Here is a 24,653-nt window from a genome sequence, read left to right as displayed (position 1 = left end):
CTATACTTGAGCAGAGTTTATTGTGAAGGAGAGACGTGCCTATTTCTTCCGCTGAGGAATCGCGCGCCATTATTCCGGGCGCGACGGCGCCCGAGCGTATCCGAAATTTTTGCATTATTGCGCATATTGATCACGGAAAGTCCACGCTGGCTGACCGGATGCTCCAACTCACCGGGATTGTGGAGCAGCGCGAAATGCGTGACCAATACCTGGACCGGATGGATATTGAGCGTGAGCGCGGCATCACCATCAAATCGCAGGCCGTGCGTTTGCCGTGGTCGGTGGAGGGGAAAGCCTACGCTCTCAATATGATCGACACCCCGGGCCACGTGGACTTTTCTTATGAGGTCAATCGTTCGCTGGCGGCCTGCGAAGGTGCGGTGCTGCTCGTGGATGCCACCCAGGGAATTGAAGCGCAAACCCTGGCCAATTTGTATATGGCCATGGAAAATGACCTCACGATTATTCCCGTGCTTAATAAAATCGATTTGCCTTCCGCGCAGCCTGAAAAAATCGCGGAAGAAGTGGCCTCGCTCCTGGGCGTGGAACCGGAAGACTGCCTGGCGGTCTCCGGGAAAACGGGGGAGGGTGTGCCCGAGCTCCTCGACCGGATCGTCGCGGAGGTTCCCGCGCCGTCGGGGCGCCCGGACGGCCCGGCCCGCGCCATGATTTTCGATTCTGTTTACGATATTTATCGCGGGGTCGTCACCTACGTGCGTGTGGTTGATGGTGAGCTGACCACCCGCTCGAAGGTGCGCACCATGGCCACCCGCACCGAACACGAACTCCTGGAACTGGGCGTGATTTCCCCTGAACCCACGCCCACCACCGCGCTGGGCGCCGGGGAAGTGGGCTACCTCATCACCGGCGTGAAGGATGTGCGCCAAACCCGCGTGGGGGATACCGTGACCGGCGCGCGGGAGAGTGCCACCGAAGCCCTGCCCGGCTACCTCGATCCGAAACCGATGGTGTACTCCGGGATCTACCCGATGGACGGCTCCGATTTCCCGAACCTGCGCGAGGCCCTGGAAAAACTCAAGCTCAATGATGCTTCGCTGGTGTACGAGCCGGAAAGTTCGGTGGCCCTCGGTTTCGGCTTCCGCTGCGGCTTCCTGGGACTGCTCCACCTGGAGATTATTCGCGAACGCCTCGAGCGGGAATTCGACCTCGATATTATTGCCACCGCGTCCTCGGTGATCTACCGGGTCATCACGGATGCCGGTGAAGAACTGACCGTCACGAATCCTTCGGAATTCCCGGAAGGGAAAATTCGGGAGATTTACGAGCCGACCGTGCGCGCCACGATCCTGGCTCCTTCCGATTACGTGGGCTCCATTATGGAGCTGTGCCAGGAACGGCGCGGGGCGCTCCAGGGCATGGATTACCTCACCGCCGAGCGGGTGGAGATTCACTACGTACTGCCGCTGGCGGAGATCGTCACCGATTTCTTTGACCAGCTCAAGTCGCGCACGAAGGGCTATGCGTCCCTCGATTACGATATTGCCGGTGAACAGCCCTCCGATCTGGTCAAGGTGGATGTGCTGCTCAATCACGAACAGGTCGATGCGTTCTCCGCCATCGTCCACAAGGACAAGGCCTACTCTTACGGCAATGAGATGACGAAGAAACTCAAGACCCTCATCCCGCGCCAGCAATTCGAAATTCCGGTGCAGGCCGCGGTAGGTTCGCGCATTATCGCCCGCGAAACCATCAAGGCCCTACGTAAGGACGTGCTCTCCAAGTGCTACGGCGGCGACGTCTCGCGTAAACGCAAACTGCTGGAGAAGCAGAAGGAAGGTAAGAAGCGCATGAAATCCATCGGGCGCGTGGACGTGCCCCAGGAAGCTTTCGTGGCTGCCCTCACCTCCGAAGCACCCACGGGGAAGTAGCTATGTCCGAGCGTCCCGAAGATTCACGCGCGGCTCGCCCGGATGCCACGCCGCAGCAGTACGACGGCGCAGCCGGGCCCTCCGCACCCGACCGCTCCCAATGGCGCATCCGCTCCTTCTCCCTGCGTGGTTCGCGCCTGGGTGCGCGCCACGAAGAAACGGTGGCCCGCCACCCCGAACTTTTTGTGCCGCTGGCACCCGGCCCCCAGGCCACCACGGTAGCCTTGGATGCCCGCTGCGACCTCGGGCAAGTTTTCGGCCGCGAGGCCCCGCTCGCCGTGGAAATCGGCCCCGGTTCGGGCGAGCACGGTGTTTCATTCGCCCAGCGCCACCCCGAATATAATGTGCTGCTCGTGGAAGCCTGGGCTCCCGGCGCGGCGCGCTGCGTGGCCAGTATTTTGCGTGCGGGCGTGACCAACGTGCGGGTGCTGGAGGCCGACGCCGCCCAAGCCCTCCCCGTCCTCTTTGGGCTGGAATGCGCGGGCCTGGTACGCGGGGAGGACGTGACTGCTTGCGGGCCGGCGCGCAGCACCGCCCATCCGAATGCCGCGAATCCGCGCGCCGAGCAGGTGTGGACGTTCTTCCCCGATCCCTGGCGTAAAGCCCGCCACCATAAGCGCCGCCTGGTTGCCGCGCCTTTTGCCACGGTGGTGGCCGGGATGCTCCGGGAAGGGGGCGCCTGGCGGCTGGCCACGGATTGGGATAATTACGCCTGGCAGATGCGCGACGTCGTCGAATCATCCCCGTATTTCACGAATCCGCACGCCGGTGAACGCCCGGACCCCGCGGATCCCACCCCCGAACGCGGCGGTTTCGCGCCGCGCTGGGAGGAACGCGTGCTCACCCGTTTCGAGGAACGCGGCATCGCGGCCGGGCGCACCATCCACGATGTTCTCGCGTTGCGAGCCTAGGCTCCGATGGCGTCCCTTCCGCACGGCGAGCCGGCCCCGGCCTCCGGCGCGCTCCCGAATCCGGATGTGAGCGCCGGTTTTTCCGCCTACGTTCATATTCCTTTTTGCACGGTGCGCTGCGGCTATTGCGATTTCAACACCTACACCAAGCCGAGCTTCGGGCCGGGGGCAGGCCGCGATGATTTCCCGGCGTCCCTCGCCCGCGAAATAGCGCTCTCGCGGGAGGTCCTCGATACCGGCAGCAACCGCGCCGCGCTGCGCACTGTTTTCTTCGGGGGCGGTACCCCCACCCTGCTGGATGCCGGGCAGCTCGTCGCGGTGCTCGCGGAGCTGGACCGCGCTTTCGGCCTGGCCGAGGGCGCTGAAATCACCACGGAATGCAATCCGGAATCCGTGGACCGCGCGGCCCTCGCCACCCTGCGGGCCGGCGGTTTCACCCGCATCTCCTTCGGGATGCAATCAGCCGTGCCCGAGGTGCTGCGTACCCTTGATCGCCAACACAGCCCCGGCCAGGTCGAACGCGTGACCGGCTGGGCCCGGGAGCTGGGTCTGGAGTATTCCCTCGACCTCATTTACGGGGCGCCCGGAGAAACGATGGAGCAGTGGCGCACCTCGCTCGCGGCCGCTCTCGCTCTCGAACCCGCGCATATCAGCGCCTACGGGCTCATGGTGGAACCGGGCACCAAAATGGGGATGCAGGCCCGCCGCGGCCTCATTAGCCTCCCCGATCCGGACGAGCTCGCCGATAAATACGAGGTCGCCGACGATATCCTCTCCGCGGCCGGCTACCGCTGGTACGAGATTTCGAATTGGGCCCGCCCCGGTCACGAATGCCGCCACAATTGCTACTACTGGGAGAATGCGAATTGGTGGGGCTACGGCCCCGGCGCGCACTCGCATATTAACGGGGTTCGGTTCTGGAACGTCAAACACCCGCGTGCTTACGCGGATCGGGTCTGGGCGCGCGGAATAGGGAACGACGACGCCGCCGCCGCGCTCCGCGCGCCGGGCGAGCCAGCCGCGAGCCAGCCAGCCATTGTTTCGCCGGCCCTGGAGCGGGAAATCCTCAGCCCGGCCGAACAACGCGAAGAAAAAATCATGCTCGGTATCCGGATGAGCCGCGGAATTGATATTCCCCGGGGCGTGGATGCCGCGGTGGTGGAAGGCCTGATCCGGGACGGTTTAGTTGAGGCAGAAACCGCCCGCGCCGGGCGTCTTGTTCTGACCCGGCGCGGGCGGCTCCTGGCTGATACCGTGACCCGGGCCCTCTGGTAGCGCGGGGTCTGGTTATTTCTGAACGTGCCGGGCGCTAACGCCCGGTGTAGCCGGCATCCACGGCGATCACGGTGCTCGTCACGTAAGAAGCTGCATCGGAAAGCAACCACAGGGCCGGTTGCGCGATTTCGCGCGGGCTACCAAAACGATTGAGCAAGGAAATCATGGGTGCGTATTCCTCGCCGCTCGTACCCAGGGCTTCGAGTGCATCGTGCAGCATGGGAGTATCAATTGCGCCCGGGGCAATAGCGTTGACGCGGATATTATGTGGCCCGTTCTCCACTGCCGCCACCTTGGTTAGGCCAATCACTCCGTGCTTGGCGGAAACATAAGCGGGGTTAAAGGGTTGGGGCCGAATTCCGGAAACCGAAGCGGTATTGACGATGGCACCTCCATCGCCTTGCGCGAGGAATTGCTTAATTTCGTACTTCATGCACAGCGCCACACCCTTGAGATCGACTTTCATGAGCTTATCCCAGTAGTCTTCATCGAATTCCGAGGTGAGCGCATTATCGGGGGCCGCCGCGGCATTATTGAAAGCACCATCCAAGCGCCCGTAGGTTTCTACCGCGGTAGCAACCATCTTTTGGACAGATTCGGAATCCGAAACATCGGTACGCACCGCAATAGCTTCGCCACCGGCCTTCTTGATGGTAGCGACAGTTTCTTCAGCGCCTTCCAGATTGTAATCAGCGACGATGACCTTGGCGCCGGCTTCAGCAAAAAGAATCGATGCTTCGCGCCCGAGTCCGGAGGCTCCGCCCGTGACAATAACGCTCTTATCGGCGAGAACCGGGAAAGTGGTGACATTGTTACCCCGCATAGCTACTCCTTCGTGGTAGGGGACCATAGTCGCAATCTATCGAAGGGGTGCCGCGAAGGTCGTCCGTCGGGGAAGTTTTACGCTACGGGCCTACGCCGGATGCGCAGTGAGGGGCGTTTGATGCCGAGCCGGTAGCGGCGCTTTGGAGCCCGCCCGATAAGGAAAATTCCGAGCAGCATAATAATCGCGCCCAGCCATTGCAGGGCGGAGAGTCGTTCACCTACGAGCACTGCGGAAAAAACAATGGCGCTCAGTGGCTGAATCAAAATAAGGGTGGCGGCCACGGAAGGGTTAACCAGCGGCATACTCGCCTGGCAGAACAACCACCCCAGCACCTGGCTGGACAGCGCAATCAGAATCATCCAGCCCCAAGAACTGGCCGACAGCGCGAGGGTGAGGGGCCCGTGAGTAGCAATGAGCAGCGGGGTGGAAACCACCGTGGTAACCAGGCACACAATCGCCATGGCGGTGCCCTGGTGGTGTGGAGAATTAGTGCGCCCGGTGAGGACTACATAAACGGTGTAGGTCAGGCCCGCGAGCGCGGAGAGGATAATGCCACGTACCAGGTCAGATCCGCCTGCGCCGTCGAGAATACCGGAAAGCAAGAAAATCCCGCCGAGGGAAAAAGGTGCGGCTACGAAAAACATCCACGGCACCCGGTTGTGGAAGAACAGCCACGCGACCAAAGGTACCGCGAGGGCCTGCACGTAATTGACCACCACGGCGGAAACCGAGGGGCCGGCCAATAGCACGGAGGGTGTCCACAGGGCCATATCCACCCCGAAGCACACCCCGCACACCGCGTAGAGCAGCAGATCGGCGCGCCGCATCGGCCCGTACTGGCGCCATTCATGAACCACCATGGGCAGCAGGGCGAGGAAAGCTAAGCCGAAGCGGAAGAACACAATCGTGGTGGCGTTTTCTCCCGATAGCGTGATGAAGGGAGAAACAAGTCCCACGAGAACCGAAGCGACGGCGAGGGTGCCGCGCGGGGACGCAACAGCGATTTTGTCCACGAGGGAGCGGCGCTGGAGGGCCACGTGATCACAACTCCTGATAGGGGTGAAGAAGAACCGAAACAACGAGGGCAGCGGCTCCGGCCGGGGCCGGATAAGCGCACGCAGCAAGGATATACCCTGAGGGCCTCGGGATTGTAGTTACTACCTGGTCCCGGCGGCGGTGACGAAATCGATGAGTTCCTCCATGCGGCCCAGCAGTGCGGGCTCAATATCTTTATAGGAGTGCACGCAGGAGAGGATGTGGGTCCAGGCCCGGCCAATATCTTCAGCCGTTTCGTGCGGCCAGCCGAGCCGGCGCAGGGTACCCACCTTAATATCTTCCCCGCGCGGTACCTCCGGCCAGGCCCGCAAACCCACCGCGGCGGGTTTAATGGCCTGCCACACATCAATATAGGGATGGCCGAGCACCAGTACGCCCGGGCCGGCCACCCGCGCCGCGATCCGCGATTCTTTCGAGCCGGGTACCAGGTGATCCACCAGCGCGCCCAGGCGGTGCTCATCATCAGGGGCAGTTTCCCGCACCACCGCTTCCAAATTATCCACCCCGAGTAATTCCTCGACCACCACCCCTTCGAGGGCCAGATCCTCACCCCAGATCTTGGCCACCAGTTCGGCGTCGTGCTTCCCTTCCACCCAGATACGCGAGGCGCGTGCCACGCGCGCCCGCGCTTTCACGTGAAAAGAACCGGAGGCGGTGAGGAGCCGGCCGCGCGGCGCCTCCGTGCGCGGGGCGGTGATCTCCACCGGCTCGCCGTCGATCCAATAGCCTTTGCCCAGCGGGAAGGAACGGCGCACCCCGCCGCGGCCCTCCAGTTCCATTTGCCAGCGCCCGGCTACTTTCCCCACCGAGAGCACTTCGCCCACAAAGCCGGAGGCCACGTCTTCAATGAGGAGGCCGGGTGCGGCCGGGACGGGGCGGGAGGCGCGGCGGTGGTCGTGCGGATCGCGAGCGAGTACGTCGTCGCCGTAGCGATCAGGCATTCCGGTAGCAGAGAACATCACGCTCTAAGGGTATGCGCTCCCGGGCCGCCCCGCGTAGAATTAGCACTCGAAGGTATAGAGTGCTGAGCGGGGCTCAAGGTAACTCAGGGTAAGGCAACAAGCACCGCCGTGGTTCCACGGCGCAGGGAGGAAGGATACCGGTGGCGGCAGAAGATCGGCGCGGGCGCGTTCTTGAGGCGATTGTGCGCGATTACGTCACCACCCGCGAACCGGTGGGATCCAAGGCCCTCGTGGAACGCTACGCGCTGGGAGTTTCCCCGGCCACCGTCCGCAACGATATGGCGGTTCTGGAAGAAGCCGGGCTGCTCACCCACCCGCATACCTCGGCCGGGCGTATTCCCACGGATGCGGGCTACCGGGCTTTCGTGGATTCCCTCACCACCGTCAAACCGCTCTCCAGAGCGGAACGGCGCGCCATTAGCCAAATCTTGGACGCCGCGGTGGACCTGGACGATGTGCTGGAGCGCGCGGCCCGCCTGCTTTCCCATCTCACCCAGCAGGTCGCGGTTATCCAATACCCGGCCCTCGATAAAGCGGTGCTGCGCCACCTGGAACTCATTTGGCTCGGCGCCACCCGTATTCTCCTCGTGGTTATTACCAGCGCGGGGCGGGTAGAACAGCGCGTCATCGCGGTGCCCCCGCACCTGGAGGGCCTGGATGTGGATGCGGTGAGCCGGGAGGTTACCACCCGCTGTAACGGCCAGCCGCTCACCACCGCGGTGGCCGTTCTCGCGGAGATCGCCGAACGTAGTGAACCGGAAGCCGCCGCGGCTCTGCGCGATATCGCGGCGGCGCTCACTACCGCGGTGCATACTGGCGCGGAGGACCGCCTCACGATGGCCGGCACCGCCAATCTCTCACGCCACTCGGTGGATTTCCTCCACTCGATTTCCCCGGTGCTGGATGCCCTGGAAGAACAGGTAGTGCTGCTGCGCCTCCTCGCCGCGATGGAAACTGATGTGGCAGTATCCATCGGGGTGGAAAATGATCATGAAAACCTGAGTGAAACCTCGGTGGTCTCTTCAAGTTACGAAGTAGCCGGGCATGAAGTGGCCCGGGTAGGCGTCGTCGGCCCTACCCGAATGGACTATCCCGGGAATATCGCGGCGGTGCGCGCCGTTGCCCACTATCTATCCGGTATTCTGTCCGGGCAGTCGTAGTGGCGGTCGTAGTGGTGATCGTAGTGGCGGTCGCAGTGGTAGGGAACGGAACTATCGCAGCGTAGTGCGCGGCACCGGGCGCGGTCACTCGCGAGTGAAGCGTGCCGGCGCGCGGGCAGGGCGCAGAAAAGAACAAAGACGGGAGAAATGTGGCTGATTTTTACGAAACCCTCGGGGTGGAACGCGATGCGAGCCAGGAAGAAATCCGCAAAGCGTACCTGCGCCTCTCGCGCAAATTACACCCGGATCACGCCGGTCCGGAAGCCGCAGAACGCTATAAGGAAGTCAACGAAGCGTATACGGTGCTCTCCAACCCGGATTCGCGCCGCCAATATGACCTCGGCGGGCGCGGCGGGGGAGCCGGGGCGGCCGGTTTCGGTTTCGATATGAACGATATTTTCTCCACCTTCTTCGGGGGTGGGGGAATGCGCGCCGGTGGCCCGGCCCCGCGCGGGGAACGCGGGCGCGATGCCCTCCTTGGTTTGAGCATCGAACTGTCCGATGTGGTCTTCGGAGCCCAGCGCCAGGTGAGCGACTCCTTCTTCACCGTCTGCCCCACCTGCGCGGGCAGCGGCTGCGCGGCCGGATCCCAGCCGGTCACCTGCGGGGCCTGCCAGGGCCAGGGGATGGTCCAGCAGGTCACGAATTCCCTCTTCGGCCAGATGGTTACCCAGGTGCCCTGCCACACCTGCGAAGGCCACGGCACCGTTATCGCCGACCCCTGCCGCCCCTGCCACGGCACCGGGCGCATCCGCCAAGAAAAAACCCTCACCGTGGACATCCCGGCCGGCATCGAGAACGGTATGCGTATCCGCCTGCGCGGCCAGGGCGACGCCGGAACCTTCGGCGCCCCGGCCGGCGATATTTTCGTGGAAATCCGGGTGGAAGAACACCCCATTTTCCAGCGGGTGGGCGATGAACTCCTTGGCGAAGTCCAGGTGCCCATGACTTTCGCGGCCCTGGGCGGCAGTGTCACCATCCCCACTCTGGATGGGGACCGCGAGCTGGAGATTCCCGCCGGGACCTCCTCCGGCGTGGTCCTCACCCTCAAGGGCCTGGGCGTGGCCCGGCTGCGCGGCAAGGGCCGCGGGGATATGCGGATCACCGTCGCGGTGAAAACACCCACTGACCTGGATGAACGCCAGCGCGAACTCCTGCGTGAACTGGCCGAACTACGCGGGGAAAGCGTGCAGGACGCCCAGCTCGCCGAGCAGGGCAAATCCTTCTTCGATAAATTGCGCGAAAGGTTGAGTTCACTGTGACGCTCCCGCTTTTCTTCGCCGATTTCCCCGCCACCCGGCCCGGGGGCGGAGCCGGCGCCGCCCTGAGCGTGGGCCAGGAACTGAGCCTCACCGGTGACGAAGCCCGCCACGCTGGCGTCATGCGCATCCGGGTGGGGGAGGAGATCCTGATCTCCGATGGGGAGGGCCGGCGGGCCCGCTGCACGGTGAGCGTCGTCGCCAAAAATGAGGTGCGCGCCCGCGTGGAGGAAGCGAGCGCGGAACCGAAACCGGCCGGGCCGATCACCCTCGTCCAGGCCCTCGCGAAGGGCGGCCGCGACGAACAGGCCGTGGAAACCTGCACCGAATACGGGGTGTGGGATATCCTCCCGTGGGAAGCGGCCCGCTGCGTCGCCTCCTGGAAAAACAAAGAGGAGAAGGGCCGGGCGCGCTGGCAGGCGACGGCACGCGCCGCGGCGAAACAATCACGGCGCAGCTATATTCCGCGCATCCGTTCCTTAAGTACGACGGCGCAGCTACCTCAGGCCCTTACCGGGAGCACTGTGCTGCTCTGCCACGAGGAAGCCGAACTGAGCCTGGCTGAGGCGGTGGCCCGCGGAAAAGTGAGTACCGCGCAGGTGGCCGGCCCCGTGGCCGTCATTATCGGCCCGGAAGGCGGAATCGCACCGGAAGAAATGGCGATGCTGCAGGCAGCGGGGGCCATCCCGGTGCTGCTGGGCGCGCATGTGCTGCGCAGTGCTTCTGCTGGGGCCTACGCCCTGGCAAGTATCGCCACCGTGCGCGCGCTGGGCACGCTACTATAGGACGTAATGACGCACACAGAAAACAGCCAGCGCACCATTGTGGTGCCGGACCGGGTTTCCATGATTCATCTGCTCGGGCATCGTGATGACGTGCTGCGAACCTTGGAAGAACGGCTAGCCCCCACCACCATTCACGTGCTCGGCCACCGGATCACCCTGACGGGCCCGGCCGCGGAGCTCGATCTTGCCGAATCGCTCATTGGGGAATTAATCGACGTCGTCGCCGAAGGTGAAATCCTCACCCGGGACGCAGTTGCCCGTGCCGTTAATATTGCGCGCGCCGGCGTGGCGCATCCCACCACGCTGCTGCACACCGATATTTTATCGAACCGCGGTAAAACGATCCGGCCGAAAAGCCTGGGGCAAAAAGCCTACGTGGACGCCATCGACGCCCATGATATTACCTTCGGGATCGGGCCGGCCGGCACCGGGAAAACCTATTTGGCGATGGCCAAAGCGGTGGTGGCTCTCAATGACGGGCAGGTCAAACGTATTATTTTGACGCGCCCGGCGGTGGAAGCCGGAGAATCCCTCGGCTTTCTGCCCGGATCCCTCACCGATAAAATCGACCCGTACCTGCGCCCGCTTTACGACGCCATGTATGACATGCTCGACGCGGATTCCATTCCGAAACTCATGGCGGCCGGCACCATTGAGGTGGCGCCGCTGGCGTATATGCGCGGGCGCACCCTCAACGATGCCTTCGTGATTCTGGACGAGGCGCAGAACACCACACCCGAACAAATGAAAATGTTCCTCACCCGGCTCGGCTTCAACTCTAAAATGGTGGTGACAGGCGATATCACCCAGGTTGATCTCGGGGCGAATAAAGTGTCCGGATTGCAGGTGGTGCGGCGGATTCTGCGCGATGTTCCGGGGATCCATTTCTCGGAGCTGAGCTCGGCGGACGTGGTGCGCCACCGTTTAGTTGCCGAAATTATTGACGCCTATGCCCGCTGGGATTCCCGGCAGCGCTAGCGCGGGGCGATAGGTGTGAGTAGCGGCGAGTAGTGCGGCGCGCGTTGCGGTAGGGCAGTTTCGGGAGAATCTAGGGAACGGTTGTCAGGAAAGACCACATGATAGAAGTAAATGACGAATCGAGTTTTAGTCCGGCTCCGGATCTGGAAGAGATCTCGGAGCTAGCCACCTACGTCCTCGATAAGATGCGGGTGCATTCCATGGCGGATCTGTCCATCGTGCTCCTCGATGAGGATGCCATGGCGGATCTCCACGTCACGTGGATGGACCTGGAAGGGCCCACAGACGTGATGTCCTTCCCCATGGATGAGGTGCGCCCGGCCCCGCCCGGTGAAGAACCGCGCCCGGGAATGCTCGGCGATATTGCGGTATGCCCGCAGGTTGCCAGCCGCCAGGCCCACGCCATGGGGCACTCCACCGCGGAGGAAATTCTGCTCCTCGTAACCCACGGGATTTTGCATCTGCTCGGCTACGACCACGCAACCCCGGAAGAAAAAGACACCATGTTCGCTTTGCAACGCCAACTCCTCCTCGTGTTCCTTTCCGAACGCGGGGGAGGCGATCCGCGCCCCACGGAGGTGTAAGAAAGGATGGATCACTTACCCGTGGCAGCGGGAACGCTGCCCTCCGCCCCGTTTTATATTGCTGCCGGCCTGTGCCTCCTGCTTTCTTTGTGGTGCACGGTGGTGGGCGCGGCCCTCGGGCGCATGACCCGCACCGAAGCCGCGGAAATGTACGCACATAAGGAACGCGGTTCGGCGCGCGTGGTGGCCATTATGGCCCGCCGCCCGGCCGCCTCCATGGGCATCGCCGTGGTGCGTGCGCTCCTCATGGCCAGCTACGGAATCTGCTTCACTTTCGCCCTCGGAACCGATGTGGCGGCCTGGTGGCAGATCTTCCCCATTTTCTTCGGCGTGACGGTCCTGGCCCTCCTCGCTTTCGCCTTCTTCAACCCCCTGAGTTTCGGGGTGGAACGCCACCAGCGGGTGCTACGCAAAGCCACCTGGTGGCTTTCTCCGCTCACCTGGTTGCTTTCGCTGCTCATCCGGGAACGTGAATTTTCACCCGAGGAAGCCGAACAGCGCCAAGAAGACCAGCTCGCCGTGATGGTGGAACGCGTGGCCGAATCCGAAGCCCTGGACGATGCCGAACGCGATATTCTGCAATCGCTTTTCGATATGGGTAATACCCTGGTGCGCGAGGTCATGGTGCCGCGTACCGATATGATCGCGGTGGAGGCGGATGAAACCCTGGATCGCGCTATTTCCCTCTTCACCCGCTCCGGTTTCTCCCGGGTGCCGGTCTACCGGGAATCCATTGATGATGTGATCGGCGTGCTCTACCTCAAGGACGTGATCCGGCGGGTGCACCGGCGCCACCAGCACGATGACCTGCGGGTAGCCGATCTGGTACGCGAACCGGTTTTCGTTCCGGAAACTAAGATTATTGACACCCTCATGCGGGAAATGCAGGCCGACCAGGTCCACATCGCCCTCGTTGTGGATGAATACGGCGGAATTGCCGGCCTGGTTACCATCGAGGACCTCGTGGAAGAACTCGTGGGCGAAATTTCCGATGAACACGACCGGGCCCTCCCGGCGGTGGAAGAACTCGAAGCGGGAAGCTTCCGGATCCCGGCGCGCATGCCCATTGACGACCTCGGTGACCTCTTCGGAATCGAATTGGAGGACGACGACGTAGATACCGCCGGCGGCCTCTTCGCCAAGAGCATCGGGCGCGTCCCCATCCGCGGCGCCGAAACAACCGTGGCCGGAATCCACATGGTGGCCGACCGTTTCGAAGGGCGCCGGCGCCGGTTATCGACTATTATCGTTGCGCGCGAAGAAACTGAAGATGAGGGCGAGGACTAGAACACAATGACGGTGGAGAACACAGAATTTCGGGCCGGGTTCGCCTCGGTGGTGGGCCGCCCGAACGCCGGGAAATCAACCCTCACGAACGCGATGGTGGGGAAGAAGGTCGCCATCACCAGCGCCCGCCCGGAAACCACCCGGCGTATTATTCGCGCCATTGTGACCCGGGATGCCGGCCAGGTGATCCTTGTGGATACCCCGGGGATGCACCGCCCGCGCACCCTGCTGGGCGAACGCCTGGGCGATATGGTGCGCGATTCCATCGCCGATGTGGACACCATCATTATGTGCCTGCCCGCCAATGAAAAACTCGGGCCGGGTGATAAATACCTCCTCGATCTGGCGGTGCGCGCGAAAGTCCCCATGATCGCCGCGATTACCAAAACTGATCTGGTCACTCGCGAAGCCCTCGCGGAAAAAATTGTGGCCGTGGCTGCCTTCCATGATTTTGTGGAGATCGTGCCGGTGAGTGCCACCACGATGGATCAGGTGGAACTCCTCACCGAGCAGATTATTAAGCAGCTGCCCGTTTCCCCGCCGCTCTATCCGTTGGATGCCATTACCGACGAAACGGAAGAAACCCTCATCGCGGAGCTTATCCGCGAAGCCGGCCTGGAAAAAATGCGCGAAGAACTTCCGCACTCCCTCGCGGTCACCATCGACGAAATTATTGAGGAGACCGCACCTAATGGGGGCCCGCTGGTGCGTATCCACGCCTCGCTGCACGTGGAGCGCGATTCCCAGAAGGGGATTGTTATTGGGCGCGGGGGAGCGCGCTTGCGCCAGATCGGGCGCGATGCCCGCAAAGCTATTAAGGCGCTGCTGGGCACGCCGGTCTACCTCGATTTGCACGTGAAGGTCTCCAAAGACTGGCAGCGCGACCCGAAAATGCTGGATCGACTCGGGTTCTGATACGTGCGCCTGACCGATCTTCCCTACACCCCGCCCACCGAGAATCCGCCGCCGGGGCGCACCCTGGTGCCAGCTAGCCACCTGGAGAGCGCGGATCGCGCAGAACGTACCGCGCGCCGGGGGCGCGATGAGCACCCGAATCACACCGACCAGCCGGAACGCACCGCGCGCAGGGGCTGGCGGCGCTGGCTGCCCACCCACAAACGCTTCGTCACCTGGCTCATTGTAGTGTTGGCCGCCGGGCTCATCGGGAGCGCCTTCGGGCCGGGCTGGAATCCGCAGCCCATGACCGCGGCGATCGCCCCGCAAACCCCGGATACCACCATTTCTACCGGGGTCCCCACAGCGCGGCTGGGAACCTACCAGGTGGCTAGCAGCACCGTCACAATCACCTTGCGCGATGGCACCCTCATTCCCGCCGTCGTCAAACGCCCGGTGGGCGCGGGCCCGGTGGTCCCCGGGATGCTCTTTATCCACGGCACCGGCACCTCTTCTGCGCGCGATTTCGGGCGGGAAACCGAAGCGATTGCTTCCACCGGGATTATTACGGTGGTTCCGGAAAAACGGGTAGCGAACTATACGACGACGCATCGCGATTACCTCCAGCTCGCCGCGGATTTTGAAGATGTGTACCGGGAGATGCTCTCCTGGGAGGATGTCGATGCACGCCACTCGGGTCTGTACGCGGTATCCGAAGGCTGTTTCGTGGCCCCGATTGTGGCCACCAGCGCGAAGGCGGTCAATTACGTGGCCCTCATCAGCGCGCCGGTGCTCCCGATCCGCCAGCAGGGAGCCTACGCGGCGGACGCCTACCTGCGCGAAATTCACGCCCCGGCCCGGCTGCGCGCCGCCATCCCGAAGCTCATCGGCCAGGATTTTGGCCCCGATACCTTCCGCTATATCGATTTCGATGCGGCCCCCTACGAGAAGCAGATGACCATGCCGGTCCTTATGCTCTACGGCACGGCCGATAATTCCATGCCGACCATCCAGGGCCCGCAGATGATGGCCCGCTACCTGGAAGAAGCCGGCAACAGCGCGCTCACGGTGCGCTATTACAAGGACGCCGACCACGGCCTCCAGATCAACCGCAGTAAGCTTTCGCGCGCGGCCATGCAAGACACCGCGGATTGGGTCAATGGTTTACCCTTTACGGCGACGGCGCAACCGCGGGTGGCCGGTGACCAACCACGGCAGGCCTTCGTGGCCCCCACCCTCACGGCCGGCGGGTGGTTCACCGCTCAAACAGCGCTCTATATCGCGCTGGGCGGCGTTGCCCTCCTGGCGGTGAGCATTGTGCTGGTGGCGGTGTGCTGGATTCCGGTGCGCGGGCATCGCCTCTCGAATTTCTCCGGATCGGGGGCAGCTCTCAATCTCGCTTCCCTCTCGGTGGTGGGCGCCTGGGCGGTCTTCCTCGTGTACCTGGTGGCCGTGGCCCATATCGCGCTCACCTACTCCCATAATCTCCTCATCGTGCAGGGCGGTTTCGCCCTTGTTCACCTGGCGGCGCTGGGGGCGGCGTGGATGCACGTGCGGGCCGCTTTCCGTAGCTGGAATGCCCGGCCCGGCATGGGGCGCATCGCACGGGTTACTACGCTGCTCACTTTGTGCGCCCAAGCGGTGCTACTCATGAGCCTGGGATACTGGAATGCTTTCCCCGCGGTGCTATAAACCGACGAGACCGTCCATAATACGGGCGTTATGTCTCACATCTCGGAAAAATCTGTGCATATTCAGCTAGCTGAGGGGCTAGAGTTATGCCTATGGGTACCCTTCGCCTTCTCCTTATGAGCCGCCGCGAGCTTATTCGGCTTCTCGCGGCGGGTTAAGCTGCGCCGTCGTTCTTAAATTTGACCGCCACACAACAATAAAAGGTGACCACCCCATGAAAACTTCCGGATACACGCACCGTCAGCGCCCCTCGGGTATGCCCTTCTACAAGTATCGGCCGTTCCTGGATACCAATCCGATTGCGTTGCCGGATCGTACCTGGCCCAATAATCGCATTACCAAGGCGCCGCGCTGGCTTTCCACCGATCTGCGTGACGGCAACCAGGCCCTTATCGAACCGATGGATATGATCCGCAAACGTCGGATTTTCGATCTACTTGTCAAGATCGGTGTGAAGGAAATTGAGATCGGTTTCCCGGCCGCCTCCCAAACCGATTGGGATTTTGTACGCTCCCTGGCGGAAGACGGCGCGGTGCCTGACGACGTGACCGTCTCGGTTCTCACCCAGTCGCGCCCCGAACTTATTCACCGCACCATCGATGCGCTGGCTGGATTCCCGCGCGCCACCGTGCACCTGTACAACGCCACGTCACCGGTGTTCCGCGATGTGGTTTTTGGCTCCTCCAAGGAAGCCATCCGCGAACTGGCCATGGCCGGAACCCGGGAAATCGTGGCTTACGCCGAAAAAGTACTTCCGGATGATCTCATTTTCGGTTTCGAATATTCCCCGGAAATTTTCGTGGATACTGAAATTGATTACGCCCTCGAGGTGTGCTCATCCGTTATGGATGTCTGGCAACCGGATGCCGAGCGCGAAATTATTATTAATCTTCCCACCACGGTGGAACGCGCCACTCCGAACGTCTACGCTGATCAAATCGAATACTTCTCCCGCCATATCCCCAAGCGCGAGTACGTGGCGCTTTCCGCGCATAATCACAATGATCGCGGCACCGGGGTGGCCACCACCGAATTGGCGATGCTCGCCGGTATTGACCGGGTGGAAGGCTGCCTCTTCGGGCAGGGGGAGCGCACCGGAAATGTTGATCTTATTACGGTGGCGATGAATCTTTATTCGCAGGGGATTGATCCGGAACTGGATCTTTCCGATATTGATGCCATCGTGGATGTGTGCGAAGAATGCACCGGGATTGAGGTGGGCCCGCGGGTGCCCTACGCCGGTTCGCTTGTCTACACCTCGTTCTCCGGCTCCCATCAGGACGCCATTAAGAAGGGGATGCAACGGCGGGCCGCGGATCTGGCCGCGGCCGGCGGAGATGAACGGCAGGTTCCCTGGGCGCTGCCCTATCTGCCCATTGATCCCAAGGACGTGGGGCGCACCTACGATGCCATCGTGCGGGTTAATTCCCAGTCCGGCAAGGGCGGGGTTGCCTACCTTATGCAAACCACCCGCAATCTGGATCTGCCCCGGCGCATGCAAATCGAACTCTCCCGCATTGTGCAAACCTGGACGGAACGCACCGGCGAAGAAGTCAGCGCGGATACCCTGTGGGATATTTTCGTGGACGAATACCTCCCGCTCTCGCAAGGGTATGCGGAGCAAGAGCCGGCGGGCGCTGCTGCGGCGAAGCTGACCGGTGCAACGGGTTCGGCGGGCGCTGCGACCTCGCAGAACGCACCTGGCGCGCCGGGTGCGGCCAGCACCCCGTGGGGTCGCTACCGTTTGCGCGCCCTGGAATTCACCAATCACAGCGGCGGGGTGACCGATATTAGCGCCGTCGTGGAAACCCAGGCCGACGGCGTGCAACATAGCCTGCACGGCAGCGGCAACGGACCCATCCACGCTTTCGTCAACGCGATGGAACAGCTGGGCGAGTATATCCACGTGCTCGACTATGCCGAACACACCCTGAGCGAGGGTACGGATGCTTCCGCGGCCGCCTATGTGGAATGCGAGATTGATGACCAGGTGCTGTGGGGCTGCGGTATTCACACCTCCACGACACGCGCCGGCCTCAAGGCGATTATCTCGGCTGTCAATCGCGCGCACCGCTAAACTGGGAGCCAGTGAAACTCTATCGGGATGAAGGAATAGTCCTGCGTACGCAGGACCTGGGGGAAGCGGACCGCATCGTCACCCTGCTGGCACGCGCGCACGGTTTGGTGCGCTGCGTGGCCAAAGGGGTGCGCCGCACCCGCTCCCGATTCGGGGCGCGCCTGGAGCCCTTTACCTATGTGGATGTGCAGCTCTACCGGGGGCGCAGCCTCGATATTGTCACGGAAGTGGCTACCCTCAATCCCTTCGGGCGGGCCATCGCGCCCGATTTTGAAGCCTACACGGCTGCGAGCACCATGGTGGAAGTTGCGGAAAAACTCGGGGCGGAAGGCGAACCGGATCGGGCCCACTACCGCCTTCTCCTGGGCGCACTCAATTCCCTGGCTGCCCGCCAGCACGCTCCCTATCCGATTATGGATTCCTACCTGCTGCGCGCCATGGCGGTATCCGGGTGGGGCCTAGCGGTGACCTCCTGCGCGCTCTGCGGTAGCGGGGAGGATCTCACGGCTTTCCACGTGCAAGCCGGCGGACTGGTGTGCCGGCGCTGCGCCCCGCGCGGGGCCGCTTATCCGGGCGAGGATACCCGCAGGCTCCTTGCAGCCCTGGCACGCGGGGATTGGAACGTTATTGACGCGCTGGCCGGTACCGCTGGGGAAACCGCACACGGCTATATTTCCGCGTATGTGCAATGGTATTTGGAACGCAAGGTACGTTCCTTGCAGATCGTGAGGTCGGCATCATGACAGACGAGCACCCGAATCGAGCGCAGCTGGACCATCTCCCTCACCTGGAGCGGCCCACTCCGGCCCACCGGCCCGGCATCACGCCCCCGCCTCTGGGCCGGGTGCCCGAACACGTGGCCATCGTGATGGACGGTAACGGGCGCTGGGCGAATGCCCGCGGGTTGGCGCGCACCGAAGGTCATAAAGCCGGCGAGCGTTCCCTCATGGACGTGGTGGCCGGCGCCCTGGAAGTGGGAGTCGCGGAGCTCTCCGTCTACGCTTTTTCTACCGAAAACTGGCGGCGTTCACCTTCTGAAGTCCGGTTCCTCATGGGATTTTCCCGCGATATTATCCGCGCCAACCGCGATCAGCTCCACGAATGGGGAGTGCGGGTGCAGTGGGTGGGCCGCGAAGGCCGGCTGTGGCGCTCGGTGCTGCGTGAAATTCGCGCCGCGGAAGAACTGACCGCGGGGAATACCCGGATGGTTCTCAACCTGTGCATTAACTATGGCGGGCGCGCGGAAATCGTGGATGCGGTGCGCGCGGTTGCCGAGCGGGTGGCCCGCGGCGAACTCAAAGCCGAGCGCATTAGCGAAGCAACCCTGACCGCCCAGCTTTACGCCCCGCGCATGCGCGACGTCGACCTCCTTATCCGTACCGGCGGGGAATACCGCACCTCCAATTTCCTCATGTGGGAAAGCGCCTACGCGGAACTGTATTTTTCTCCGCTGCCGTGGCCCGAATTTGAACGGCGTGCCCTATGGGAAGCCTGCGCCGCCTACGGGCAGCGCGAAAGGCGATTCGGCGGCGCCGTCGACAAAATTGCGCCTCAAGATACCGGCACCGGTAAGGTAAGCGCGCCGCGGGGCGCAGGCGCCGTCGACAAAATTGCGCCGGAAGGCGCCGCCTCATCACGCTAGACTGGACCCTAAGCGCGCCCGCCGCACGGCCGCGGCGCCCACGCACAAAGACACGCATAAGGAGCGGATATGACCACCCACGATCCCTACGCCGGAGTGCCGGCCGGAAGCGTTGATCTTCACCTCACCTCCGATGATTTCGCGAACGGGGAAGCCCTGCCCGAAAGCGCAACCGGCACCGGCACCACCCCGGGCGGGGCGGACCGCAATCCGCAACTGGGCTGGGATACCCCGCCGGAGGGCACGGTGAGTTTGCTCGTCTCCTGCTATGACCCGGATGCTCCCACCCCGTCCGGTTACTGGCACTGGACGGTTGCGAATCTGCCCGCCGATACCGCGGAAATTGCGGCCGGCGGTTCCGATGACCTTCCGGCACCCGCCCTCACTTTGAAGAACGACGGCGGAACTCCGAGCTTCCAGGGCGCCGCCCCGCCGGCCGGCCACGGCCCGCACCGCTATATTTTCGCGGTGCTGGCCCTTGATACCGTGCTGGATATTGATGCGGAAACCCGGCCCGCGGTGGCGTATTTCCTGGCGCGCGAGCATGTATTAGGGCGCGGCCTGCTCACCGGCACCTGGGAAAATAACTAAAGCAAGCGAAGCGCAAGGGGAGGATAACTCGATGACTGACGTGCGCACCTACGCGGTACTCACACCTTTTGATAGCGCGGATGCCCTCGCGGCGCTCTGCGCGTTGCACGGCCTGGACGTGCAGGTGGTGGCCACGGATTCCGGGGCGCTGGTGTACCGCCAGCTGGCAACGCCCGTCTACGATGAGTGGGATATCCGCAATATCACCGGCCCGGATCCCGATGAGGAACCAGCCTCCCTTTCCGATGATGCGCCCGCGGTGGCCGGAATGCTTTCCCGCCTCAGCCCCTACGGCTCCATCCTTATTGACGTCAATCTGGATAAAGAATCCACCGGTTTTGAGCCGGGCGTATCCGGGATGGTGCGCGCGCGGCGTTTCTTCGCTGGCAAGGCCGATGAAGAAATTGCTTCCGGCCTGCTGCTCAACTCCCTGGATCCCATCGTGGAGGAGCTCATGCTGGGGGAGCGCTCCATCACCGACTGCGCAGCCTTGGATTCCGGGAAACTCACCCAGGCGGATATTGAGAAGATTCTGCGCAAAGTCGCGCGGGGCGAAGATGCGGATGATCTGGACGGCATGGAAGGCGAGGCCGGCTCGGCAGACGCGGCCGGTGAGGCCGGCGAAGAACCCAGCCGCGGGGGATCGCGATGAGCTGTGAGCTGCTCGTCGCGGTAGATATTCGGGCGGGGCGTTCGGCGCGGCTGGGTAGCGGCCCGGAAGCGTGGAGTGACCCCGCGGCGGCTATCGCCGATTTTCGGGCGGCCGGAGCGCTGTGGATTCACCTGGTGGACCTCGACCTTGTATACGGCACCGGGGATAATTTCGCTCTGCTCGAGCGCCTCATGGACAGCCACCCGATGCGCTGGGAGCTTTCCGGTGGCATCGACACCCCGGAGGTGCTCGACCGCGCTCTCGCTACCCGTGCCGAGCGCATTAATCTCGCGACCACCGCCCTGCGGGATCGCGCGTGGGTTGCGGGGGTACTGGCGCAGCACGCGGATCGGGTGGCGGTTTGTCTTGATGTCGACGGCGCCCGGGTGGTTGCGCGCGGTGCCGGTACCGATGTTGGGGAGTTGCGTGAGGTTATAGATTTTCTCGACGACGCCGGTGCGCGCCGCTACATCGTCACAGATCGAACCCGAGATGGCGCCCTTGCCGGGGCGAACCTTGAGCTACTCCACCGGGTCGCGGAGCTGAGCCAGGCGCATATCACTGCCTCGGGCGGCATGGCGACGCTTGCCGATCTGCGCGCGGTTCGGGAGCTGAGCGAGCGCCGTGCGAGCGCCGATAGCGATTCGCCCGGCTGCGTAGACTCGGTCATCATTGGCAAAGCCTTTTACGAAGGTAATTTCACCGTTGCCCTGGCCCTCGCGGAGCTTTCCTGAGCGGTGAGTTCCGCAGCCGCGGGGCGTGGCTGCGCCGTCGCATGTGGGGAGAATAACCCGCGGTGTTATCCGTAACTCATGCCGATGTGCTAAACTAGTACGGTCAATCCGGCATTCTGCCGGAACGCAAGTGGAGAAATCCCACCTAGCCGCCCGCCCGGGCCGCTATTTCGAAAAGAAATTTTCGGAAAAGGAAGGACCGGGTCATATCAAAGGGTAGCGGGTTCGTAACATGGCCGTTTGGCGTGCCGTGTCACCTCGGGAGTACTCCGTGCGTTGTCCACGTTGAGGAACAGAGGAACTGCAATTAACAACGAACCGCGTGTAAATGATCGCATCCACGTCCCTAAGGTGCGCCTTGTTGGCCCCAGCGGTGAACAGGTTGGTGTGGTGCGCACGGAAGATGCGCTCCGCCTGGCCGTTGAGGCGAACCTCGACCTGGTGGAAGTTGCTCCGAATTCCAATCCGCCGGTCGCGCGCCTCATGGACTACGGGAAATACAAGTACGAATCCGCCCAGAAAGCTCGGGAAGCACGTCGTAACCAGGCCAATACTCAGATCAAATCCATCCGGATTGGGCTGAAGATTGACGGTAATGACTACAACACCAAGAAGTCGCAGGCGGAACGTTTCCTGAACGCCGGGGATAAGGTCAAATTCGATCTTCGTTTCCGCGGCCGTGAACAATCCCGCCCGGAAATGGGTGTGCGCCTGCTCTCCGGCCTGGCTGAAGAACTCGCGGAAATTTCCACTGTGGAAGCAGCACCTCGCGCTGACGGGCGCAATATGTCCATGGTCCTTGCGCCCACGCGGCGGAAGTCCGAAGCGAAGTCTGATCAGCGGCGTCGTCGTGAAGCTGAACGCGAGAACCGGCGCGCGAAAGCCGCCAAACGCGCGGCTGACCGCAACGCAAAAACCTCCGAAACGGATAACAACGCAGCCGCAACCGAATAAGTTGCCTTGTGAAAGCGCGCCCGCGGGCGCGAAAGATCTGGTAGATCAAATGTGCCCCCGGGGCACGAGTGAGGATGAACAATGCCCAAGATGAAGACGCACTCCGGTGCGAAGAAGCGTTTCCGCGTGACGGGAAGCGGCAAGCTCATGCGCGAACAGCGCAATAAGCGCCACCTGCTGGAGCACAAGAGCTCCACCCGGAAGCGTCGGCTCTCGCGCGACCAGGTTGTGGACAAGTCCAACCTTCGCGAAGTTAACCGTCTGCTCGGCCGCTAGATTCGTCCGACGAAAAGTTTTGTAAAAGGAGAAAAACATGGCACGCGTCAAGCGCTCCGTTAACGCCAAGAAGAAGCGTCGCACTACCCTCGATCGGGCGTCCGGCTACCGCGGGCAGCGGTCCCGCCTCTACCGCAAGGCCAAGGAGCAGGTCACCCATTCCTTCGTCTACAACTACCGCGACCGCAAGAAGCGGAAGAACGACTTCCGCAAGCTGTGGATCACCCGTATCAACGCGGCCGTGCGCGCCGAAGGCATGACCTACAACCGTTTCATCCAGGGCCTGGGCCTGGCCGGAATTGAAGTTGATCGCCGTCAGCTCGCTGAAATGGCCGTCAATGATCCCACCGGTTTCACCGCGGTGGTCAATGCCGCCAAGGCTGCGCTTCCGGAAGACGTAAACGCACCCAAGGTTGCCTAAGCTTTTTCCAGCGTGATACATCAGCGGCCCGAGTGACGATACCTCGTTACTCGGGCCGCTGCGTTTAGACTACAATCATGAAACTTTTTGCCCACCGCGGTCTGTCCGCTGACGCACCCGAAAACACCATGGCCGCATTCCGGGCCGCCTACCAGGCAGGATTCACCTGGATCGAAACGGATGTGGATATCACCGCGGATGGCACCCTTCCGCTGTGCCATGATGCCACCCTGGAACGCACCACCACCGGCCGCGGGCGCGTTGATGAACTCCGGGCTACGGACCTGGAAACCCTGGACGCCGGGTCCTGGTTCAGCCCCGGCTTCGCGGGGGAGAAGATTCCCACCCTCGCCCAGCTCGTCGATTTTGCCCGTGAGACCGGGATGGGCATTAATATCGAAATGAAACCCTGCGCGCAGGGCGGCGAGCAGGCTCGCGCCCTGGTTCGTGCGGTGGCGCAGCAAGCCCGGCGGCTCGGCCCCGAGCGGGCCCTCGTTTCCTCCTTCTCCCACCTGCAACTGGCCGAATTCGCGCGTCACGCCCCGGAAATCCCGCGCGGAGCGCTATTCGAGCGCGCGAGTTTCGGGCCGGATTGGCGCACCGTCCTTGACCTCAGCGATGCGCGTTACCTGCATCTGAGTGACGACGCCGTGACCGCGGCCGTGGTGGCGCAGGCTCGCGCGGCGGGCCGAGACGTGCACGTCTACACAGTTAACAACCCCGAACGCGCCCGGCAATTAGAACGCTGGGGTGTGGCCGGTATCTTTACCGACGGCTTCGTGCGGCCCTAGCGGTTTCCTAGAAGCTGCGCCCGCCTTCTGCACACCCTGCTACATCCACCCCTACAGAAAAAGAAACGACCCGTGAAAAGCACACCCGCATCGCATACCCAACTCACCCGAGCCGCCCGCCTGCACCGCCCCCAACGGCGCGAACGCTTCCGGCAAACCCTGGTGGAAGGCCCCGGAGCTGTTCAAGAACTCCTCGCGCACCGCGCGAATCTGGTTCGCGACGTTTACTATACGAAGGCGAGCCTCATCTCCAACCCGGAACTCGGTGACCTTATCAAAAATGCTGGCGTCTACCACCACCCGCTCAACGCTGATGAGATGCAGGCGCTCTCCGAAGATGCGCGCGGCGTTGTGGCCGTCATCGATATTCCGGAAACACCTGCACTCACACCCACGGTCAAGGGCGCGAAGCTGGTGCTGGCCACCGCGAATATTCAAGACCCCGGGAATGTGGGTGCCATTATTCGGGCCGCGGACGTGGCCGGATGCGATGCGGTGCTGCTCGGGCGCGGCAGCGTGGAACTGTGGTGCCCGAAAGTTATTCGCTCCTCGGCCGGTTCCATTTTCCACCTCCCGGTTCTCGATTCCATTAACGTCAGCAAGCTCGACGGCGTGCTCGAACGCGCGGGCATCAGCTTCCTGGCAGCAACCGGGGAGGGGGAGTGGGACCTGGCCACCCTGGTGGCCTCCGCGAACGACGCCGCCTACCTCGGGCAGCCGCCCCTTGGCCCGGATCTCACCCGGCCGGTGTGCTGGCTGCTGGGCAATGAAGCGCACGGTTTCGCGGATGTAGATGCCAATGTGGATGCGACCGTCGCCATCCCGATCTACGGGAAAGCCGAATCCTGCAATGTTGCTATGGCCGCCGCGATCCTTTCCAGTACGACGGCGATGATCCAGCAGCGCCCCTAAATAAATACACGGGGTAAGCCAAGCGGGCGGCGAAGAAGATTCTTC

At 62.9% G+C, this 24,653-nt stretch carries 25 protein-coding genes; 22 read left to right on the top strand and 3 right to left on the bottom strand.

Annotated features, from left to right (window positions below; genetic code table 11):
* The first annotated feature begins 35 nt into the window (after positions 1 to 35).
* The 3 genes from lepA to hemW are packed head-to-tail and all read left to right on the top strand — an operon-like array spanning position 36 to position 4,075.
* Positions 36 to 1,889, top strand: a complete 1,854-nt coding sequence (gene lepA / locus ACRQDJ_RS05100) for a translation elongation factor 4 (RefSeq protein ID WP_435717856.1) — start codon at positions 36 to 38, stop codon at positions 1,887 to 1,889.
* A 2-nt stretch (positions 1,890 to 1,891) separates the two neighbouring features.
* Positions 1,892 to 2,800: a tRNA (guanine(46)-N(7))-methyltransferase TrmB gene (gene trmB, locus ACRQDJ_RS05095; RefSeq protein ID WP_284903372.1), complete on the top strand. Its 909-nt coding sequence runs from the start codon at positions 1,892 to 1,894 to the stop codon at positions 2,798 to 2,800.
* 6 nt (positions 2,801 to 2,806) lie between these two features.
* Positions 2,807 to 4,075 (top strand): radical SAM family heme chaperone HemW, encoded by a 1,269-nt coding sequence (hemW, locus tag ACRQDJ_RS05090; RefSeq protein WP_284903371.1) that lies wholly within the window; start codon positions 2,807 to 2,809, stop codon positions 4,073 to 4,075.
* Positions 4,076 to 4,109: 34 nt separating this feature from the next.
* Here the strand turns inward: hemW and ACRQDJ_RS05085 are convergent, their stop codons facing one another.
* From ACRQDJ_RS05085 to ACRQDJ_RS05075, 3 genes are all read right to left on the bottom strand, one after another.
* A complete protein-coding gene (locus tag ACRQDJ_RS05085) occupies positions 4,110 to 4,898 on the bottom strand; it encodes an SDR family NAD(P)-dependent oxidoreductase (protein ID WP_101594937.1) in 789 nt (262 codons plus the stop codon).
* Between the two features lie 77 nt (positions 4,899 to 4,975).
* Positions 4,976 to 5,938 carry a DMT family transporter gene (locus ACRQDJ_RS05080; RefSeq protein WP_435717854.1) on the bottom strand — a complete coding sequence of 321 codons (963 nt, stop codon included), beginning with the start codon at positions 5,936 to 5,938 and terminating at the stop codon, positions 4,976 to 4,978.
* A 120-nt stretch (positions 5,939 to 6,058) separates the two neighbouring features.
* On the bottom strand, positions 6,059 to 6,916 hold the full coding sequence (locus ACRQDJ_RS05075) for a DUF3097 family protein (RefSeq protein ID WP_284903569.1): 858 nt from the start codon (positions 6,914 to 6,916) through the stop codon (positions 6,059 to 6,061).
* Between the two features lie 143 nt (positions 6,917 to 7,059).
* Here ACRQDJ_RS05075 and hrcA point away from each other — a divergent pair, with 143 nt between their 5' ends.
* The 19 genes from hrcA (at position 7,060) to ACRQDJ_RS04980 (ending at position 24,608) form a co-directional block, all read left to right on the top strand.
* Positions 7,060 to 8,079 carry a heat-inducible transcriptional repressor HrcA gene (gene hrcA / locus ACRQDJ_RS05070; protein WP_026429424.1) on the top strand — a complete coding sequence of 340 codons (1,020 nt, stop codon included), beginning with the start codon at positions 7,060 to 7,062 and terminating at the stop codon, positions 8,077 to 8,079.
* A gap of 149 nt (positions 8,080 to 8,228) precedes the next feature.
* Entirely contained in the window at positions 8,229 to 9,341 is a 1,113-nt protein-coding gene (gene dnaJ, locus ACRQDJ_RS05065) for a molecular chaperone DnaJ (protein WP_101594922.1), read from the top strand.
* Positions 9,338 to 10,123, top strand: a complete 786-nt coding sequence (locus ACRQDJ_RS05060; protein ID WP_435717852.1) for a 16S rRNA (uracil(1498)-N(3))-methyltransferase — start codon at positions 9,338 to 9,340, stop codon at positions 10,121 to 10,123. Before dnaJ ends, ACRQDJ_RS05060 begins: the two co-directional genes overlap by 4 nt.
* A gap of 6 nt (positions 10,124 to 10,129) precedes the next feature.
* Positions 10,130 to 11,101, top strand: a complete 972-nt coding sequence (locus ACRQDJ_RS05055) for a PhoH family protein (protein ID WP_284903367.1) — start codon at positions 10,130 to 10,132, stop codon at positions 11,099 to 11,101.
* A 98-nt stretch (positions 11,102 to 11,199) separates the two neighbouring features.
* A complete protein-coding gene (gene ybeY / locus ACRQDJ_RS05050) occupies positions 11,200 to 11,685 on the top strand; it encodes an rRNA maturation RNase YbeY (RefSeq protein WP_026429421.1) in 486 nt (161 codons plus the stop codon).
* A gap of 6 nt (positions 11,686 to 11,691) precedes the next feature.
* Positions 11,692 to 12,972, top strand: a complete 1,281-nt coding sequence (locus ACRQDJ_RS05045) for a hemolysin family protein (RefSeq protein WP_087070849.1) — start codon at positions 11,692 to 11,694, stop codon at positions 12,970 to 12,972.
* Positions 12,973 to 12,978: 6 nt separating this feature from the next.
* Positions 12,979 to 13,887, top strand: coding sequence for a GTPase Era (era, locus tag ACRQDJ_RS05040; RefSeq protein ID WP_101594916.1), 909 nt, complete (start codon positions 12,979 to 12,981; stop codon positions 13,885 to 13,887).
* A gap of 3 nt (positions 13,888 to 13,890) precedes the next feature.
* Positions 13,891 to 15,558, top strand: a complete 1,668-nt coding sequence (locus ACRQDJ_RS05035; protein WP_284903365.1) for an alpha/beta hydrolase family protein — start codon at positions 13,891 to 13,893, stop codon at positions 15,556 to 15,558.
* Positions 15,559 to 15,772: 214 nt separating this feature from the next.
* The gene (locus tag ACRQDJ_RS05030; RefSeq protein WP_435711032.1) at positions 15,773 to 17,635 is read left to right on the top strand and encodes a 2-isopropylmalate synthase; all 1,863 of its coding nucleotides are present in this window, start codon (positions 15,773 to 15,775) and stop codon (positions 17,633 to 17,635) included.
* An 11-nt stretch (positions 17,636 to 17,646) separates the two neighbouring features.
* Entirely contained in the window at positions 17,647 to 18,378 is a 732-nt protein-coding gene (recO, locus tag ACRQDJ_RS05025; RefSeq protein WP_284903360.1) for a DNA repair protein RecO, read from the top strand.
* Complete coding sequence (gene uppS / locus ACRQDJ_RS05020) at positions 18,375 to 19,277, top strand: polyprenyl diphosphate synthase (protein WP_284903358.1); 903 nt, start codon at positions 18,375 to 18,377, stop codon at positions 19,275 to 19,277. Before recO ends, uppS begins: the two co-directional genes overlap by 4 nt.
* Positions 19,278 to 19,346: 69 nt before the next feature.
* Positions 19,347 to 19,868 (top strand): YbhB/YbcL family Raf kinase inhibitor-like protein, encoded by a 522-nt coding sequence (locus tag ACRQDJ_RS05015; RefSeq protein ID WP_284903356.1) that lies wholly within the window; start codon positions 19,347 to 19,349, stop codon positions 19,866 to 19,868.
* A 31-nt stretch (positions 19,869 to 19,899) separates the two neighbouring features.
* Positions 19,900 to 20,520, top strand: coding sequence for a hypothetical protein (locus tag ACRQDJ_RS05010; RefSeq protein ID WP_284903354.1), 621 nt, complete (start codon positions 19,900 to 19,902; stop codon positions 20,518 to 20,520).
* A complete protein-coding gene (locus ACRQDJ_RS05005) occupies positions 20,517 to 21,254 on the top strand; it encodes a HisA/HisF-related TIM barrel protein (RefSeq protein ID WP_284903353.1) in 738 nt (245 codons plus the stop codon). Before ACRQDJ_RS05010 ends, ACRQDJ_RS05005 begins: the two co-directional genes overlap by 4 nt.
* 240 nt (positions 21,255 to 21,494) lie before the next feature.
* Positions 21,495 to 22,208 carry a translation initiation factor IF-3 gene (gene infC / locus ACRQDJ_RS05000; RefSeq protein ID WP_434736376.1) on the top strand — a complete coding sequence of 238 codons (714 nt, stop codon included), beginning with the start codon at positions 21,495 to 21,497 and terminating at the stop codon, positions 22,206 to 22,208.
* Between the two features lie 81 nt (positions 22,209 to 22,289).
* On the top strand, positions 22,290 to 22,484 hold the full coding sequence (gene rpmI / locus ACRQDJ_RS04995; RefSeq protein WP_016442851.1) for a 50S ribosomal protein L35: 195 nt from the start codon (positions 22,290 to 22,292) through the stop codon (positions 22,482 to 22,484).
* 37 nt (positions 22,485 to 22,521) lie between these two features.
* Positions 22,522 to 22,905, top strand: a complete 384-nt coding sequence (gene rplT / locus ACRQDJ_RS04990) for a 50S ribosomal protein L20 (protein WP_026429412.1) — start codon at positions 22,522 to 22,524, stop codon at positions 22,903 to 22,905.
* Positions 22,906 to 22,982: 77 nt separating this feature from the next.
* Positions 22,983 to 23,696, top strand: a complete 714-nt coding sequence (locus ACRQDJ_RS04985) for a glycerophosphodiester phosphodiesterase family protein (RefSeq protein WP_284903349.1) — start codon at positions 22,983 to 22,985, stop codon at positions 23,694 to 23,696.
* Between the two features lie 72 nt (positions 23,697 to 23,768).
* Positions 23,769 to 24,608 carry a TrmH family RNA methyltransferase gene (locus ACRQDJ_RS04980; RefSeq protein WP_284903348.1) on the top strand — a complete coding sequence of 280 codons (840 nt, stop codon included), beginning with the start codon at positions 23,769 to 23,771 and terminating at the stop codon, positions 24,606 to 24,608.
* Positions 24,609 to 24,653 lie beyond the last annotated feature (45 nt).

This window comes from Actinotignum urematis (assembly GCF_051264595.1).
GTDB lineage: Bacteria > Actinomycetota > Actinomycetes > Actinomycetales > Actinomycetaceae > Actinotignum > Actinotignum timonense_A.
This window is presented reverse-complemented; position numbering and strand designations above follow the sequence as displayed.

What these genes read in the sequence shown, in the direction of transcription:
- ACRQDJ_RS05015 (WP_284903356.1), top strand. Translation starts at nt 19,347, where the DNA reads ATGACCACCCACGATCCCTACGCCGGAGTGCCGGCCGGAAGCGTTGAT.
- rplT (WP_026429412.1), top strand. Translation starts at nt 22,522, where the DNA reads ATGGCACGCGTCAAGCGCTCCGTTAACGCCAAGAAGAAGCGTCGCACT.
- ACRQDJ_RS05005 (WP_284903353.1), top strand. Translation starts at nt 20,517, where the DNA reads ATGAGCTGTGAGCTGCTCGTCGCGGTAGATATTCGGGCGGGGCGTTCG.
- uppS (WP_284903358.1), top strand. Translation starts at nt 18,375, where the DNA reads ATGACAGACGAGCACCCGAATCGAGCGCAGCTGGACCATCTCCCTCAC.
- hemW (WP_284903371.1), top strand. Translation starts at nt 2,807, where the DNA reads ATGGCGTCCCTTCCGCACGGCGAGCCGGCCCCGGCCTCCGGCGCGCTC.
- rpmI (WP_016442851.1), top strand. Translation starts at nt 22,290, where the DNA reads ATGCCCAAGATGAAGACGCACTCCGGTGCGAAGAAGCGTTTCCGCGTG.
- ACRQDJ_RS04985 (WP_284903349.1), top strand. Translation starts at nt 22,983, where the DNA reads ATGAAACTTTTTGCCCACCGCGGTCTGTCCGCTGACGCACCCGAAAAC.
- ACRQDJ_RS05085 (WP_101594937.1), bottom strand. Translation starts at nt 4,898, where the DNA reads ATGCGGGGTAACAATGTCACCACTTTCCCGGTTCTCGCCGATAAGAGC.
- ACRQDJ_RS05045 (WP_087070849.1), top strand. Translation starts at nt 11,692, where the DNA reads ATGGATCACTTACCCGTGGCAGCGGGAACGCTGCCCTCCGCCCCGTTT.
- ybeY (WP_026429421.1), top strand. Translation starts at nt 11,200, where the DNA reads ATGATAGAAGTAAATGACGAATCGAGTTTTAGTCCGGCTCCGGATCTG.
- era (WP_101594916.1), top strand. Translation starts at nt 12,979, where the DNA reads ATGACGGTGGAGAACACAGAATTTCGGGCCGGGTTCGCCTCGGTGGTG.
- ACRQDJ_RS05030 (WP_435711032.1), top strand. Translation starts at nt 15,773, where the DNA reads ATGAAAACTTCCGGATACACGCACCGTCAGCGCCCCTCGGGTATGCCC.
- ACRQDJ_RS05055 (WP_284903367.1), top strand. Translation starts at nt 10,130, where the DNA reads ATGACGCACACAGAAAACAGCCAGCGCACCATTGTGGTGCCGGACCGG.
- ACRQDJ_RS05075 (WP_284903569.1), bottom strand. Translation starts at nt 6,916, where the DNA reads ATGTTCTCTGCTACCGGAATGCCTGATCGCTACGGCGACGACGTACTC.
- ACRQDJ_RS05010 (WP_284903354.1), top strand. Translation starts at nt 19,900, where the DNA reads ATGACTGACGTGCGCACCTACGCGGTACTCACACCTTTTGATAGCGCG.
- trmB (WP_284903372.1), top strand. Translation starts at nt 1,892, where the DNA reads ATGTCCGAGCGTCCCGAAGATTCACGCGCGGCTCGCCCGGATGCCACG.